This is a genomic window from Paenibacillus sp. JJ1722 (assembly GCF_048282685.1).
Taxonomy (GTDB): Bacteria; Bacillota; Bacilli; order Paenibacillales; family Paenibacillaceae; genus Paenibacillus; species Paenibacillus polymyxa_B.
The window spans coordinates 3,677,872-3,690,021 of sequence record NZ_CP182500.1 but is presented as its reverse complement, the minus strand read 5'-3'; the positions used below and the strand labels follow the sequence as shown (position 1 = coordinate 3,690,021).

Sequence of the window (12,150 nt, the reverse complement as noted above, 5' to 3'; positions counted from 1 at the left end):
GGTATTTTAGTGATTAACGTTAATGATTTTAAAACAGGATTGACCGTCGAGGTAGACGGAGATATTTTTACGGTGCTGGATTTCCAACACGTAAAACCGGGTAAAGGTGCGGCATTCGTGCGCTCTAAGCTTAAAAACCTGCGTAACGGCAACACTGTTGAACGTACATTCCGTGCGGGTGAAACGATCGGCCGCGCGCAAATTGAAAACCGTGGTGTGTCTTACCTCTATGCGAGCGCAGACGAGCATACATTCATGGATAATGAAACATATGATCAATTCACACTTTCCAGCGATCAACTGAAATGGGAACTTAACTTCCTGCAAGAAAACATGAATGTAAACATCATTAGCTATAATGGTGAAATTCTCGGGATTAACCTGCCTAACAGCGTAGAGCTGAAGGTTATTGACACTGAGCCGGGTATTAAAGGTAACACCGCTACAGGTGCTACTAAAAATGCAAAAGTTGAAACAGGACTGAACGTTCAGGTTCCATTGTTTATCAACCAGGACGACGTATTGCTGATTGATACACGCGATGGTAAATACATTTCCCGCGCATAAATTTTGCAGCTTTTAGATTTCCTCTGTCCTTGTTAAGGGCAGGGGATATTTTTATAAGCACTAATATTAAAAAACAATGGCTCCGTACAGCACTTTCGTATTATACTGTACTAAAGTTATGCCGCAGGATGTCACGTTCAAGTCGTTTGGTGCCATCTCAAGGTTACATACTGTTGAGTCTGAGGGAGTGAATATCGTTGTCATTGTATGTCATGAAATTCGGAGGCAGTTCCGTCGGTGACACGGAGCGCATGAAACGCGTGGCAAAACGCGTTGTGGAGAAACAGAGTGAAGGGCATCAATGTGTAGTGGTCGTTTCCGCAATGGGAGACACGACAGACGAACTGATTGACCAGGCCAAATTGTTGAATGAGGAGTTGCCTGCACGTGAGCTGGATATGTTGATGACGACAGGTGAACAAATTTCAATCGCCTTGTTGTCGATGGCTATTCAGCAGTTGGGTCATGAAGCGGTATCGTTTACGGGATGGCAGGCTGGTTTCCGTACTGAATCTGACTTTGGTCGAGCACGGATTACGGATATTCAACCTCAGCGTGTGCTGGATGCACTGAGCAGCAACAAGATCGTTGTTGTAGCTGGTTTCCAAGGGATGTCTGCAGAGGGAGACATTACGACGCTGGGACGTGGTGGATCTGATACGACGGCGGTTGCGCTGGCGGCGGCAATTCAAGCGGACGCCTGTGAAATTTACACGGATGTGGACGGCATATATTCAACAGATCCACGGATCGTGAAGGTTGCTCGTAAGCTAAAAGAAATTTCTTATGATGAAATGCTGGAATTAGCTAATCTGGGTGCAGCTGTATTGCATCCTCGTGCGGTAGAATATGCCAAACATAACCGGGTACCGCTGATTGTGCGGTCCAGTTTTAACCATAATGAAGGAACGGTCGTAAAGGAGGATGCAGTAATGGAACAAGGCGTTGTAGTCAGTGGGATTGCATATGATAAAAATGTAGCAAGAATCAGTATTTTGGGCGTCGCCGATATCCCCGGTGTACTGGCGAAAGTATTTGGAACACTGGCGGCAGCCAAAATTGATGTAGACATTATTGTACAAAGCGGGGTTGAAGCTGGTAAAGCGGATTTCTCCTTTACAGTAGCTCTGACGGATCGTGAAGCAGCACTGAAGACGCTGGAAGGTATTCGTGGAGAGCTTCCGTACCGTGAAGTAACGTCTGAGGAAAACCTGGTGAAGGTGTCCATTGTAGGTGCAGGAATGGTTAGTCATCCGGGTGTTGCTGCGCAAATGTTTGCCGTACTGGCAGAGCAAGGCGTTAGCATTAAAATGGTAAGCACATCTGAGATCAAAGTATCGTGTGTAATTGAAGCGGGTAAACTTCATGAGGTTATTCAGGCGTTGCATACAGCTTATAACCTGGACACCGAGGAGCAAGCGTTTGTGGGTGGACCGCAGGACCGTCGTTAATAACTGCAACGTGAGATCTAGACACTGAATATGTCTAATGTGAACGATGCTTATGATAGGTAAAGGTTGATACAGGCCCTCTATTTATAGTTTGATAAATCATAGAATACAGCAGTAGGTTAAGAGGTTGTTCCATCAGTGAGAGTTAGACTGAGGGGCAGCCTCTTTTTTTGCTGAATCTATCTTTTCTACCCAAGGGTATCCCTTAGCCGACAAGGCTTTGAGAGGCCCTTTTTTATTGTGCGAATTAGAGAATGGTGCTTAAACAAGCGGGAGAAAGGTCTGTTGAGTGTTGATAGGAGTTAGCAAAAGTTTGCCTAGGTTTTCAATATATTTTCGGCATAAAAAGCGAGAGTCAACCATAGACTTGTCTTAAAGAAAAAGGACAACTGTGAGGGGGCGGCATCGGTATGGAATGGCTGGAATTATTTCCCGAACCGTTGCACGGTATACTCGGAAGGCTTCCAGAAACGGTATTTAAGCAACTGGAAGAAATCCGGGTCAGGGAAGGAAGGCCGTTGGAAATTAATGCAAATGGTGATCATCATTTTGTAACGTCTGCTGGTCGGCTGACTTTGAACCATGTGGAAGCCTATAAGCCTGACCGTGAGGATGCCCACCGACTGCTGGATTTTATCAGCAATCATTCCCTGTATACCATGGAAGAGGAGCTTCGTAAAGGGTTTATTACGATCCCTGGCGGTCATCGTATTGGCTTGGCAGGGAGAACCGTGCTCAACCGAGGACGAGTGGAGCATTTGAGGGATATAAGCAGCTTTAATGTAAGAATTGCTCGTGCAATTCCCGGCATAGCTGATCGGATATTGCCTTATGTAGCAGATCGAATGTCCGGGAAAATCCGGCACACCCTCATTTTGTCCCCTCCTCAGCATGGCAAAACGACACTGCTTAGGGACTTGGCTCGGCAACTCAGTTACGGAGGGATGGAAAGCAACGGGGGGCGACGGAATGGACTCAAGGTAGGCATTATAGACGAACGCTCTGAGATCGCTGGTAGTCACAAAGGTATCCCCGGTTTTGATGTCGGGCCTCGCACCGATGTATTGGACGGATGTCCGAAAGCAGAAGGCATGATGATGATGATCCGCTCGATGTCACCGGATGTCCTCATTGTTGATGAAATCGGACGACCGGAAGATGCGGAGGCGGTGCGCGAAGCGCTTCATGCAGGCATTGCAGTCATTGCTTCCGCACATGGCCGCGATGTGGCTGAAATGGCGACCCGGTCTGCGTTTGCTGGATTAACTACAGGACAAGAGCTGTTTCAACTCTACGTCATGCTGGAGCGGACGAGCCGGGGCGTCTCATTCCGGCTGGCAGATGCCAAGCAGCGCAGGCTTACACTGCCTGGAGAAGGGCAGAATGGGGGCATCTCCTATGCTTAAGCTGCTGGGTGCAGCCTTGGTTATACTGGCCGCTACGCTGGCAGGCTGGCAGCGGGCAAGACAGTTTGCGATGAGGCCGCGGCAAATCAGGGAGTTGATTCTTGCGCTGCAAAGATTGACCACCGAGGTTTCCTACGGGGTGTCTCCGCTACCAGATGCTTTCGCCAAGACAGGAGAGCCCTTGCGAGAGCCGCTGCGCACTCTGTTTCAGCAAGCCTCACGCTGGATGCACCCCTCTTTTGGCCTGACTGCCAGAGAAAGCTTGCATAAAGCTATTGAAGACTCGTGGAACCGTTCCTCTATGAAGCAAGCCGAGAAGGAAGCGATGCGGCAGCTTGCTTACAGTCTTGGAACCAGCGACCGTGAAGACCAGATCAAGCACATTGCGCTGACCATCCAACAGTTATCCCATGAGGAAGCGCAGGCGCAGGCAGATCAGGTGAGGTACGAGCGTATGAGCAGGAGCCTGGGACTGCTGATCGGAGCATTGATCGTCATTTTGATCTATTAGCGGGGTGCTCGAATGAATTTAGAAGTGAACGCAATTTTCCAGATTGCCGGAATTGGCATTATTATCGCTATGATTCATACCGTATTAAAGCAAATGGGCAAAGAAGACATGGCCCACTGGGTAACGGTCATTGGTTTCGTCGTGGTCCTGTTCATGGTGGTGCGAATGCTGGATAACCTTCTGCAAGAGATCAAATCTATCTTTCTTTTTCAGTAGGTGGACACATGGAAATCATTCAGGTGGTGGGCTTCGCCCTCATTGCCACAGTCCTCATTTTAGTCATTAAGGAACAGAAGCCGATGTTTGCCTTTTTGATTGCAACAGCTGCGGGAATCGTCATTTTTTTGCTGCTGATTGGCAAGATCGGATCTGTGGTTGCTGTACTGGAGCGACTGGCCCGGTCTTCAGGCATGGATATGATCTATTTTAAAACCGTATTGAAAATAATCGGTATCGCTTATATTGCTGAATTTGGAGCGCAAATCGTTCGGGATGCAGGACAAGACGGGATTGCTTCCAAAATTGAGCTTACCGGAAAGGTACTCATTATGGTGCTCGCAATCCCGATTATCAGCATTATTATTGATACCATTCTGAAGCTGATGCCCGCCTGAGGGGGTGATGCCATGAAAAGGCTAGGGGGCATGCCGAATCTCAAAGTAATTGCAATGTTGCTGCTATGTCTCTGGTGTGCCTCAGCTGCGGTCCTCTTTGCAGATACACCGACAAACGAATGGATCAGACAGCAGGCGGAGCAAATGCCCAAAGATGAAGTAGAACATTATTGGGACGGGCTCATGCAGCAATACGGCGGATTTTTCCCTGATCAGAAAACGCCTTCCTTCATGGACATGCTGCTTCCAGGCGGTGAAGGGTTCAGCATAAAGGGTGTATTGAGCGCTATAGCTGATTTTTTCATCCATGAAATCCGGGTAAATGCCAAGTTGCTCGTCACCATCGTCATGCTCAGCATTATGAGTATGGTGCTGGAAACGCTGCAAAGTGCTTTTGAAAGCAAACAGGTCAGCAAAGTGGCCTACGCTATCGTATACATGGTCATTATCATTCTGGCGATTAATAGCTTTAGTGTAGCGATTGGTTATGCCAAAGAAGCGATTGATAGCATGATTCACTTCATGATGGCAATGTTGCCTTTGTTGTTTACCATGTTAGCCTCGATGGGTAACGTCGTAACAGTTTCGGTGACCCACCCGCTGATTGTATTTATGATCAACACAGTCGGAACAGTCATTCATACGCTGGTTTTCCCGCTACTGTTTTTCTCGGCTGTGCTCTACTTGGTCAACTCGCTGACAGGCAAATACAAACTGACCCAGCTAGCCGATCTGTTGCGGAACGCTGGAGTAGCAGTGCTGGGAGTGTTGCTGACCATATTTCTAGGAGTCATTTCGGTACAAGGCTTGACATCGTCAGTTACTGACGGATTAACGATCCGCACAGCCAAATATATTACAGGTAGCTTTGTTCCGGTGGTCGGCAAGGCGTTGGCAGATGCGACAGATACAGTCATTTCGGCTTCGCTGCTCGTTAAAAATGCCATTGGTCTGGTAGGAGTCATTATTATTTTGTTCCTGTGCGCATTTCCTGCTCTCAAGATTCTGACACTGGCTCTCATTTATAAAGTGACAGCAGCGATCATGCAGCCTTTGGGTGATACGCCTATTGTGGAATGTCTCGATGCGATCGGCAAGAGCATGATTTATGTTTTCGCGGCACTGGCGGCAGTGGGTTTAATGTCCTTCCTTGCGATTACAATCATGCTCGCAGCAGGAAATATGACGGTCATGATGAGGTGAACCAATGCACGTAAACCAACAAGGGGGGAGGGGAGTGACGTGACCTGGCTGGGAGGTTGGCTTAAGGAACTGGTGCTAATCGTGTTGCTGGCTTCTTTTGTCGATATGATCTTACCGAGCCGATCTATGGAAAGGTATGTCAAACTCGTTCTCAGCCTGCTTATTCTGCTGACGTTGCTGTCTCCGGTCGTGCGCTTACTGAGCAGCAGCCCCTCCGAGGTTTTAGGGCGAGCATTGGATCTTCAACGTCAGGCTGAGACAGGCAAGAGGGAACCGACATTGGAGGAGATTTTGGCAAAAGGCAGCCAGTTAAAGCAACAGCAAGAACAAAGCTCCATGCAATGGGCTGGCAAAGAGGTAGCTAAGGAAATGAAAGGACAATTGGAACAGTATACTGGGTTAGCAATTCAGTCGGTCCAGGTTACCCTTGCAAAGATTCAACAGAAGGAATCGGGGCTGGAGGCAGGAACGGGTGTCCAGTCGGTAGTGGTCAAATTGGCGGAGCAGCAGCCAGAAAAAGAAAAGAAAAACACAGACGTCTCGCCTGGTGCAGATGCTAAGCCGATTATGGTGGAGCCTGTGGCCGAAAAGACAGTGAATATTCGTGTGGAGCCGACACATACAAAAACTTCAGATTTTAATGAAGGAACGCGAGAAGATGATCGTAATCCTGATAAAACTGCTGAGGACGGAAAACCAACGGATACGAAAGCTTTTGACTTAATTACAGGACTTCTACGTGAAAAATGGGGGATAGACAGCAAAAATGTTCAGGTGGTTTCTTCGCAGGATGGAACACATGAATGGTAACAGGAGGTGAGCAGAAATGAGCAAATGGCTGAAAAAGCTCGAGCGATGGCTGGGTGGAGGGGCGGATGGGGCGAAAAGATTCAACTCATTTCGTTGGCTGCTTATACTTGGCCTTATCGGTGTAGCGATCATGCTTTTTAATTCATTCGTTAATGTGAAAAAGGTCGATCCAGAAAACGTAGGGCGTGAGCCGCCTGGCGTGATGAAAAATGAGCCTACATTAGAGACAACAACAGGTGAAGAAAGTTCCTTTGCCGGGATCGAGAAGGTTTTTGAGGACAATATGAAACAGATGCTGGAGCAGATTGTTGGCGTAGGAACCGTCGATGTCATGGTTACGGTAGATTCCACCGAAGAAGTTATCGTTCAACGCAATGTAAAAGATATGCAGGAAGAGAACAACGAGACGGACGCCAATGGTGGACAACGGCACACTACTCAATATACACGTGATGGCGAGATTGTCACCTATGAGTCATCAGGTGGTCAGCACACCCCGATTGTGACAAAAAAAGTAAAACCGCAGGTGAGGGGAGTGCTTGTTGTGGCTATGGGGGCAGAAAACCCTACAGTGAAGCAGCTAATTGTCGATGCTGTACAGAAGGGACTAAATGTACCTTCCTACAAAATTTCAGTCGTACCGCGCAAGCAGGGATAATATGGAATTGAGGAACAAAGAAGTTTATATTTTAAACCATTAATGAATATGGAGGACGGAACATGAATAATAAAAGACAAACCGTTTGGCTGGTGTCCATGCTGAGTTTAATGGTCGTGCTGTCTGCGTATTATTTGTTTACGGAGGACTCGAGCCCTGCAAATCCACCAGTAGCCGATAGTGAGCAAGTGAGCAAGGTTAAGCAGGATGCCGCACAGGAAGCAACGACGAAGGCAGAGGAACAATTGAACGAACTGAAGGTAAATGAAGTAGTGACGAATGGCGAAGTAACTGATGGAGCATCAGCAACTTCCACAAAATCGGATACGGCTTCCACAACTGACCCAGCAACGGAAAACTCAAAAGGCGATAAAGATACGGCAGCTGCCCCTACTACTGAACCGGCGACATCCGATCAAAACACAACTGCGACTAAAACGGACGCGACAGCACAAAGTGACGACAAAGCAACCTCTACAGCCAAAACCGACCAGCAGGTACTGGATCAAGTGGCAACCGATCAAGCTGCCCAACCTACAGCAGCAGCAGTGATTGACAACTATTTGCTGGAACGGGATGTGGAAAATCAGAAGAAAAATGATGAACTGACTACCGCAATGAACGACAGCACACCAAAGAAAGCTGCTGAGGCTCAAAAGGAATTACATGTACTTGAAGATAAGCAGGCTAAAATTACTGGAATTGAAGAAGAGCTTCAGCAGCAGTTCGCCAATGCGGTCGTCCGTGAGGAAGATGCTGATAAATACAAAGTAGTGGTTCTGAGTGAAAAATTGGATGCTAAGCAAGCGGTAACAATTGTCGATAAAGTCATGAAGGAACTGAATGTAACGCAGGATAAGATCAGTGTCCAGTATGTTACACAATAAGACAAAAAACGCGAAAAAGCCCGGATTTCTGCATTATTCCGGGCTCTTTCTATTTTTAATGATTGTGATATAATACATAAAGCTGTTTCAACAATGTTATCAGCAACCGGCAAAATGCTGAAGGAGTGATTAATAGAGATGTTTAAATTAAGCGAGATTAAGGAATTGATCAAGCTGGTGGATGAAACGTCTGTGCATGAGCTTGAAATTGAAAATGAAGGAACTCGCCTGTTGATCCGGAAACCGGGCAAAAGCGAGATCGTTACGGTACAGGCTCCTGTGGCAACACCTGCTTATGCAGTGGCACCACAAGCTGTTATTCCAAATCCACAAGTACAGTCCGATGTTGGACTTGCTGGGGAACCGAGGGAATATGCAAGCAATCTACATAAAATCGTATCTCCGATGGTAGGCACTTTCTATAGTTCTTCATCTCCGGATACGGCTCCGTATGTGAGTATCGGCAGCAAAGTGGGCGAAAAAACAACGGTATGTATCATTGAAGCGATGAAGCTGATGAACGAGCTGGAAGCTGAAGTGAAGGGCGAAATTGTGGAAATTTTGGCCGAAAACGGACAGTTGGTCGAGTATGGCCAGCCATTGTTCCTTGTGAAACCGGAGTAAAAAGCTTGTTTGAACCCTCTTTTGAGGGTTCGGCAAGACTACTCCCAGGGAGGATAAAGTCATGACATTTCAAAAAGTATTGATTGCGAATCGTGGAGAAATTGCGGTTCGTATCATTCGCGCTTGCCGCGAAATGAATATTTCGACAGTTGCCGTATATTCGGAAGCTGACAAGGATTCGTTACATGTGCGTCTCGCAGATGAGGCTTACTGTATCGGACCGACGCTATCTAAGGACAGCTACCTTAATTTTACGAATCTGATGAGCGTTGCTACATTGACTGAATGTGATGCCATTCATCCAGGTTACGGATTTTTGGCGGAAAACGCAGACTTCGCTGAAATTTGCGAATCGTGTAATATTACGTTTATTGGTCCTTCTCCTGAAGCCATTAACAAAATGGGAGATAAGGCCGTAGCCAAACAGACCATGAAGGATGCCGGAGTTCCGGTTATTCCGGGTTCAGACGGGCTGGTTGAGGATTTGCAGGATGCGATCAGCATCGCACGTGATATCGGATATCCGGTAATTATCAAGGCTACAGCAGGTGGCGGAGGTAAAGGTATTCGTATCGCCGAAGATGAGGATAACCTTATTCAGCAAATCACTACTGCTCAGCAGGAGGCGCAAAAAGCATTTGGCAATGCGGGTGTGTACCTGGAAAAATACTTGACCGGTATGAAACACGTGGAAATACAGATCATAGCGGACAAGCATGGTAATGTTGCCCATTTGGGCGAACGGGACTGCTCTGTGCAGCGTCGTCGTCAGAAGTTATTGGAGGAAGCACCATGTCCTGTACTATCGCAGGATGTTCGTGAAGAAATGGGTCAGGCAGCTGTTCGTGCAGCTTTGGCCGTTCAATACTCTGGTGCAGGTACTCTCGAATTTTTGCTTGGCCCGGACAATAATTTCTATTTCATGGAAATGAATACACGTATTCAGGTAGAACATCCAGTAACAGAAATGATTACTGGTGTAGACCTGATTAAGGAAATGATTTCTGTCGCTGAAGGACATCCGCTTTCCTTTACGCAGGAAGAAGTCACCATCAATGGCTGGGCGATAGAGTGTCGTATTAATGCTGAGGATCCGGATCGTAATTTTATGCCTGCACCGGGTAAAATCGGATTTTATCTGCCTCCAGGCGGTCCTGGAGTACGGGTAGACAGCGCAGCATATCCAGGTTATAGCATTCCTCCTTATTATGACTCTATGATCGCCAAGCTGATTGTGTGGGCACCTACACGGCAAGATGCAATTGCCAAAATGAAGCGGGCTTTGTCTGAGTTTGCTATTGAGGGCATACCCACAACGATTTCTTTTCATCAGCGCTTGCTAGAGCATCCTACCTTTATTAAAGGCGATTTTGATATTAAATTTTTGGAGGAAAACGAAGTTTAATCGGTATATTTCCTCAGTTTGTCATAATGAACGCCAAATGATATAGTATGGATAATAAGTGAGCATGTCTGCTTTGAAATCCAAAGCTGGAATGAAACTTATTTTGACCGAAAGGTGTTGAAGGTATGAGCACAGTGCCAACCGAATTCGAACGTACAGAAATTGGGGAGATTCAAATTGCCCCAGAAGTTATTGAAGTCATTGCCGGACTGGCTACCGTTGAGGTACCGGGCGTTGCGGGAATGAGTGGCGGATTTGCTGGTGGGTTTGCCGAATTGCTAGGCCGCAAAAATTTATCTAAAGGTGTAAAAGTGGAAGTCGGACAGCGTGAAGCTGCTGTAGACGTCTCCGTCATTATTGAGTACGGTAACCGTCTGCCTGAGGTGGCTGCTGCTATTCAGCATAATGTTAAGCGTTCGATTGAGAACATGACAGGTCTTAACGTTGTTGAAGTGAACGTGCAAATTCATGATGTTCAATTCAAAAGTGCCGAAAAAGTAGAAGAGCCGGAAGTGCTGGGCGCCGGACGGGTTAAATAGAGCGATACTTTGTACAAACCCCCGACCCTTATGGGTCGAGGGTTTACTCTAATTTAAGGAGGCTGTGTGTTTCGTGGCTAAAGTTATGGACAGACTTCTGCTGTTCTTGTACAGCTTAAGTATCGGAATTATTTCCATTCTCGCCATCCTCCTCCTGAGCGGGGCCATTCCGTATGTTTTAAGTATTGAGGATGAGCGAGTGGTGTGGTTTACCAGCCTGATTATTGCAGGGGTTCTGTTGTTATTGAGTCTTCGTTTTTTTTATATCTCTATTCGACGGAACCAAACCGTACAGCATTCTATTGATCAACGAACGGAATATGGCGACATTCAGATTTCTGTGGACACCATTGAAAATTTGTGCCTCAAAGCAGCTTCCCGATTTCGCGGGATGCAGGATTTGAAAGCACGCGTTCGCGTGTTAGAATCGGGACTTGATATTACGATTCGGGCGGTTGTAGACGGGGAAAGCTCCATTCCGGTGTTAACCTCCGAGGTACAGAAGGGGGTACACGATCATGTGGAAGAAATTACAGGAATTCCTGTGTCCAATGTGTCGGTGTACATCGCTAATGTTTCTCAGTCACCCAGCTTTAAGAGTCGTGTGGAATAGAGGTGATTTTCCCTGATGCCCTGGAAAGAAATATGGGGAAGTTACAAGGGCCGGATCATGGGGATCACGGCTGGTATTTTTTTCGGTTTTATTTATTTGTGGGCAGGCTTTTGGAATATGTTGTTCTTTGCATTGATGGTGTTCATCGGATATACGCTAGGAAGACGTAGCGATTCAGCGCTTGGTTCATTCCTCCCTTGGAAGGAATGGGGCGATTGGTTGTCGCAGCGTTGGCGTCCTTTTAAATGAACCCTGTGATACGTGTTCTCCAAAATAGAGCTGTAGCTTCTTTGCGCCCAACGTTTTGGAGGATGCGTTCACAGGTTTTTTTGTGGAAATTGGTTAGAATGAAAAATAGATATAGGCAAGCGTAGGAGGCAGGGCATGAAAAGACGTCTGGCGAGGGAATTAGCGGTACAGAGTATGTACCATATGGAAATGAATGAAGTGGATGCGGCAGCAGCCGTGGACATGTTGCTTCAGGAAGCCGCTGAGGAAAACGAAGCGGAAGTTGTCGTTAAAAACGCGGCAGTTTTAAGAGCGTATGTTTTGGAGCATGTGCGGGGTACGTGGGAGCACAAGGAAGCCATTGATGGGCTGTTGGTGGATTATCTTAAAGGCTGGCAGATCAGCAGACTTTCACGTGTAGATCGTCAAATTTTGAGACTTGCGGCATATGAGATGATTTTCCGTGAGGATGTTCCAGCTAAGGTAGCTGTTAATGAAGCGATTGAATTGTCGAAGCACTTTGGTACCGAGGAATCCGGTAAATTTGTTAATGGTGTACTGGGACGAGTGATTCAAGAACTGGAGCAATTGAAAGCACGTTTTTAAGTAGAGACTACTGAATCAGGTTGGAGAG

General features: G+C 46.9%; 16 protein-coding genes. All 16 read left to right on the top strand.

Annotated features, from left to right (window positions below; translation table 11 throughout):
• Positions 1–9 precede the first annotated feature (9 nt).
• The 16 genes from efp (at position 10) to nusB (ending at position 12,122) form a co-directional block, all read left to right on the top strand.
• Positions 10–567, top strand: coding sequence for an elongation factor P (gene efp, locus ACM1ND_RS16515; protein WP_023989259.1), 558 nt, complete (start codon positions 10–12; stop codon positions 565–567).
• Positions 568–764: 197 nt separating this feature from the next.
• Positions 765–2,018, top strand: coding sequence for an aspartate kinase (locus ACM1ND_RS16510; RefSeq protein WP_071558530.1), 1,254 nt, complete (start codon positions 765–767; stop codon positions 2,016–2,018).
• Positions 2,019–2,428: 410 nt separating this feature from the next.
• Positions 2,429–3,424, top strand: a complete 996-nt coding sequence (gene spoIIIAA / locus ACM1ND_RS16505; protein WP_023989257.1) for a stage III sporulation protein AA — start codon at positions 2,429–2,431, stop codon at positions 3,422–3,424.
• On the top strand, positions 3,417–3,935 hold the full coding sequence (gene spoIIIAB / locus ACM1ND_RS16500) for a stage III sporulation protein SpoIIIAB (RefSeq protein ID WP_023989256.1): 519 nt from the start codon (positions 3,417–3,419) through the stop codon (positions 3,933–3,935). The genes spoIIIAA and spoIIIAB overlap by 8 nt, the downstream gene beginning before the upstream one ends.
• 12 nt (positions 3,936–3,947) lie before the next feature.
• A complete protein-coding gene (spoIIIAC, locus tag ACM1ND_RS16495; RefSeq protein ID WP_010345636.1) occupies positions 3,948–4,151 on the top strand; it encodes a stage III sporulation protein AC in 204 nt (67 codons plus the stop codon).
• A gap of 8 nt (positions 4,152–4,159) precedes the next feature.
• Positions 4,160–4,549 carry a stage III sporulation protein AD gene (spoIIIAD, locus tag ACM1ND_RS16490; RefSeq protein WP_013310826.1) on the top strand — a complete coding sequence of 130 codons (390 nt, stop codon included), beginning with the start codon at positions 4,160–4,162 and terminating at the stop codon, positions 4,547–4,549.
• A gap of 12 nt (positions 4,550–4,561) precedes the next feature.
• Positions 4,562–5,752 (top strand): stage III sporulation protein AE, encoded by a 1,191-nt coding sequence (gene spoIIIAE, locus ACM1ND_RS16485; protein WP_023989255.1) that lies wholly within the window; start codon positions 4,562–4,564, stop codon positions 5,750–5,752.
• 39 nt (positions 5,753–5,791) lie between these two features.
• Entirely contained in the window at positions 5,792–6,562 is a 771-nt protein-coding gene (gene spoIIIAF / locus ACM1ND_RS16480; RefSeq protein ID WP_023989254.1) for a stage III sporulation protein AF, read from the top strand.
• 16 nt (positions 6,563–6,578) lie between these two features.
• A complete protein-coding gene (spoIIIAG, locus tag ACM1ND_RS16475) occupies positions 6,579–7,220 on the top strand; it encodes a stage III sporulation protein AG (RefSeq protein ID WP_023989253.1) in 642 nt (213 codons plus the stop codon).
• Positions 7,221–7,282: 62 nt separating this feature from the next.
• Positions 7,283–8,107, top strand: coding sequence for a SpoIIIAH-like family protein (locus ACM1ND_RS16470; protein ID WP_053325695.1), 825 nt, complete (start codon positions 7,283–7,285; stop codon positions 8,105–8,107).
• A 138-nt stretch (positions 8,108–8,245) separates the two neighbouring features.
• The gene (gene accB / locus ACM1ND_RS16465; RefSeq protein ID WP_068941548.1) at positions 8,246–8,731 is read left to right on the top strand and encodes an acetyl-CoA carboxylase biotin carboxyl carrier protein; all 486 of its coding nucleotides are present in this window, start codon (positions 8,246–8,248) and stop codon (positions 8,729–8,731) included.
• Positions 8,732–8,792: 61 nt separating this feature from the next.
• Complete coding sequence (gene accC / locus ACM1ND_RS16460; protein WP_023989250.1) at positions 8,793–10,136, top strand: acetyl-CoA carboxylase biotin carboxylase subunit; 1,344 nt, start codon at positions 8,793–8,795, stop codon at positions 10,134–10,136.
• Between the two features lie 125 nt (positions 10,137–10,261).
• Entirely contained in the window at positions 10,262–10,675 is a 414-nt protein-coding gene (locus ACM1ND_RS16455; RefSeq protein ID WP_028540595.1) for an Asp23/Gls24 family envelope stress response protein, read from the top strand.
• Positions 10,676–10,748: 73 nt separating this feature from the next.
• Positions 10,749–11,288: an alkaline shock response membrane anchor protein AmaP gene (gene amaP, locus ACM1ND_RS16450; protein WP_013310819.1), complete on the top strand. Its 540-nt coding sequence runs from the start codon at positions 10,749–10,751 to the stop codon at positions 11,286–11,288.
• A 15-nt stretch (positions 11,289–11,303) separates the two neighbouring features.
• Positions 11,304–11,537 (top strand): DUF2273 domain-containing protein, encoded by a 234-nt coding sequence (locus ACM1ND_RS16445; protein WP_023989248.1) that lies wholly within the window; start codon positions 11,304–11,306, stop codon positions 11,535–11,537.
• Between the two features lie 135 nt (positions 11,538–11,672).
• The gene (nusB, locus tag ACM1ND_RS16440; RefSeq protein ID WP_013310817.1) at positions 11,673–12,122 is read left to right on the top strand and encodes a transcription antitermination factor NusB; all 450 of its coding nucleotides are present in this window, start codon (positions 11,673–11,675) and stop codon (positions 12,120–12,122) included.
• Positions 12,123–12,150: the final 28 nt, after the last annotated feature.